At 73.4% G+C, this 3,804-nt stretch carries 1 protein-coding gene; it reads right to left on the reverse strand.

Features of this window, described 5'->3' with window-relative positions; all coding sequences use genetic code 11:
- The coding region (locus ABNT58_RS13065; RefSeq protein WP_348753907.1) for an MG2 domain-containing protein at nucleotides 1-3,804 on the reverse strand (3,804 nt) is incomplete at both ends.

A 3,804-nucleotide genomic window follows, 5' to 3' on the forward strand; every position in this document is an offset into this window, starting at 1 on the left:
CCGGTGTGCGCTCCACATAGGCCAGCACGCCGGGGCCTTGCTGCTCTTCGCCGCGGGTGGCGATGGCCGAATCGCGCCCGCCGCCGCCGCCCAGCACGGTGCCGCCGGTGGGCACCGGGTCGCTGACCACCAGCCAGCCGTTGTCGGCGTTGGATTGCAGCTCGATGCGCACGCGCAGCACATCGCCGCGCGACCAGCGGCCCGGCACCTTCTGCGACACCGGCGTGATGCTGCGTGCCAGCCGCAGGCCGGCGAACACCGGTGACTCCAGCCGCACGGCGGCCAGCGCCTGGGTGCTGACCCAGGGCTTGCCGCTGCCTTGCTGCGTGACGGTAAGCGGCGTGGGCGTGCCGGCTGGCGGCCACGGCAGTTGCAGCAGGCCGCCGGCCGGCTGCGCCGCCCAGTCGAGCTGCTGCTCGGTGCTGGCCAGGCGTGCCACGCTGCGGCCGGCCACCGGCTCTTTCTCGAAGCGCTGCGAAAAGCGGCTCAGCGCCAGCGAGCCCCAGGTGTTGGCCGTGGTGGTGGACCAGGCGCCACCGCGTTGCCGCGCCAGCGCACCGGTCACCAGCCGCGGCAGGTCGGCCTGCCAGCCGGGGTCTTCCAGCGTGGCCAGAATCACGCGCACCGCATTGGCGTCGGGGCTGTCCATCAGCCACCACCAGCCGTCGGTGGCTTCGGTGCCAAAGCGCAGCGTGGTGCCGCTGAAGTCGAGCCGGCTGCGCAGCAGTTGCCGCGCTTCTTCCAGCCGCTGCTCACGCTGCGGCACGCCGTCCAGCCGCTGCAGGATCTGCAGCCAGTCGATCAGCGCGGCGGTGGGCCAAGTGGCCGGCACCAGGTCGATGGAGCCCAGCATGCGCGGCGTGGCCCGGCCGTGGCGCGACAAGGCCTCGATCGCGGCCAGCTTGCGCACGTCCAGGTCGGGCCGCGGCGCGCGGCTGCTGCGCGTGAGCCGGCCTTCGACGAAGGCGGCCAGGCCTTGCAGCATCGGCTCCTTGGCCGCGGCGGGCAGGGCCAGGCGAGGGTCCAGCTTGCCGGCCTCGTCGCTCACCTGCAGCAGGTAGGCGGTCAGGCGGTCGTGGCCGCGCGGGGCGTCACCCGCCGCGGGCGGGAAGTACAGCGCCAGGCCATCGCTGTCCAGGTAATCGGGCAGTTGCGCCACCACGGCCTGCCAGCGCGCCACGTCGCGCAGGCCCAGGGCCACCGAGGTCTTTTGCTCCAGGCAGGCGTAGGGGTAGGTCTCGAAGAAGCGGCGCAGGCCCGGCAGCTCGGCGCCCAGCCGCGGCTGCAGGCCGATGCGCAGGCCGCCGGCCTTGGGCCCTTGCTCAGGCAGCGCGCCGGCAGGGGGCGCCACCGGCAGGGTGAGCGTGCCTTCCAGCTGCGCCAGCGTGGCCTGCGTCACCTGCACCGGCACCGCGGGCGTGATGGCCTGCGGCAGGCGCAGCTGGTCGCGGGCGCTGCCGCCTTGCTCGGTCACCGAGGCTTCCCATTGCAGCGCGCTCACGCCGCTGGGCGTGAGCACCGGCCACACCACTTCGGCCGCGGCACCGGCGGGCAGCGAGACGGTCTGCGGCTGCAGGCCGGCCACGCCCTCGGCCTTCAATGCGGCCTGCACCGTCATCGCGCGGCTGGTGGTGTTGCGCAGCGTGAAGACGGCGTTGTAGCGATCGCCTTCACGCGCCACCGGCGGCAGGCCGGGCAGCATCTGCAGGTCTTGCGACACCCGCACCTGCGTGCTGCCGGTGCCGAAGCGGTCGGCGCCCGCATCGGCGATGGCGACCAGCCGGAAGCTGGTCAGCGAATCGTTCAGCGGCACCTGCAGCTTGGCCTCGCCCTTGGCGTCGAGCGTGACGTCGGCGCGCCACAGCAGCAAGGTGTCGAACAGCTCGCGCGTGGGGTTGCGGCCACCACCGCCGCCGGCCGGCACCGCCTTGCGGCCATAGTGCCGGCGGCCGATGACTTCACCCTGCGCGGTGGCGGTTTCCACCGACCAGGGCCGCGGCTGGAACATGGCTTCCAGCAGTTGCCAGCTGCCGTTGGGCTGCAGCGCCAGCAGGCCTTCGTCCACCGCCGCAAAGGCCACCGAGGTGCCGGCCACCGGCTGGCCCTGCTGCGTCACCTTCACCGTCACCTGGGCGGTCTGGCGCACGCCGTACTGGGCGCGGTCGGCCGTCACCTGCACGTCCAGCTTGTGCGCATCAAGCCCCACCTGCAACTGCGTGGCGCCGAACTTGAAGGCCGGCTTGGCCAGGTCCACCATCGCGCCGGGCGGCCGCCAGTCGGGCGCTTCGTGGCGGAAGGCGCGCCACCAGTCCAGCGGCGCGCGCCAGCCCCACTGGAACAGCGAGTACCAGGGCACTTCGCGCAGCCGGCCGCGCAGCGCCAGCACGCTCACGTACACATTGGGCGCCCAGCTGGTGGCATCTGCATCTGCGTCCTTGGGCAGCCGCGGGATGGGCACTTCCACCACCGGCTCATTGCCGCGCAGCGTCACCACCTGGGTGTGCAGCACGCCTTCACGCTCCACCGACACCAGCACCGTCGCTTCGCGAAAGGGCATGCGCACCTGCAGCCGCGCGGTGCCGCCGGGCGCCACGCTGCGCTGCTCGGGCAGCAGGTCGATGCGGTCGTCGTTGTCCTGTGCGAACCAGAAGTCGCCCTGGCCGGTGATCCACACCGAGGTGGCGGCCTGGCTGGCGCGGCCGGCGTCGTCCTTGGCTTGCGCCACCAGTTCCACTTCACCCGCCGCGGTGAGCGAGGCTTCGCACAGCACCAGGCCGCGCGCATCGCTGCGGCCGCTGCACAGCGTGCCCAGCGGCTGCACCTCGCGCCGCTGGTCGTAGGCGTAGAAGCCGCCCACCAGCCGCTTGCGCGAGCTGATCCACTGCGTGCGGCGGCCGGTCACTTCCACCTGCTGGTTGGCCTTGGGTCGGCCTTGGGTGTCCAGCACCACGGCCTGGAAGCGCACCTGCCCAGGGCTTGCTGCCCAGGCGCGCGCCCGCAGGCCCACCACCACCGCGCTGGGCCACACGGCCAGGCGCTGGGTGGCGGTCTGCACCTCGCCATTGGGGTCGTCGAAGCGCAGTTCGGCGGTCAGCTCGGCCGGCGTGCGCGGCACGGGCATGCGCGGCAGCTCGATGCGGGCGGCGCCGTTGGCATCGGTGGTGGCGGCCAGCTTGTCGGCCACCAGGCGGGCGCCGTCGGCGGCTTCTTCACCCGCCGCCGCGTCGGCCTCCTGGCCGGGTTCACGCGGCGGCTGGAAGCTGTAGTCCTCATAGCCCGCGAAGTCGACGCTGCGCTCGCGCCACAGCGCGCTCAGCTGCACCGGGGCCTTGGCCACGCCGCCGCCCGACAAGTGGGTGAGTTGCACCGCCAGCGGCAGGCTTGGGGGCGCCACCAGCGGGCCGGCGGGCGCGCTCAGGCGTGCATCGACCAGCGGCACGCGGAAGGCCTCGACGCGGAAGCTGCCGCTGGACCAGGCGCGGTCGCCGCGCAGCAGCTCCACCTCGTACTGGCCCAGCTTGGCGGTGGTGGGCACCGCCCAGTCGGCGGTGGCATGGCGGCCCTCGGCCCGCCAGGTCAAGGCCTGCTCGTAGCGGGTGTCGCTGCCCACGTGGGTGATGCGCATGCGCGTGGGCCGCTCGGCCACCGGCAGCGCCTGCAGGCCGCGGCCGGTTTCGGCACGCAGCAGGTGCTTCATGTGCACGGTTTCGCCCACGCGCAGCAGCGTGCGGTCGAACACGGTGTGGGCGCGCAGCTTGGGGCCTTCGGCCACGTCGTCGGGGCTGCCGGTGGGCAGGTTGAAGC

Origin of the sequence: uncultured Aquincola sp. (genome assembly GCF_964001545.1) — a bacterium.
Classification (GTDB): domain Bacteria; phylum Pseudomonadota; class Gammaproteobacteria; order Burkholderiales; family Burkholderiaceae_C; genus Aquincola.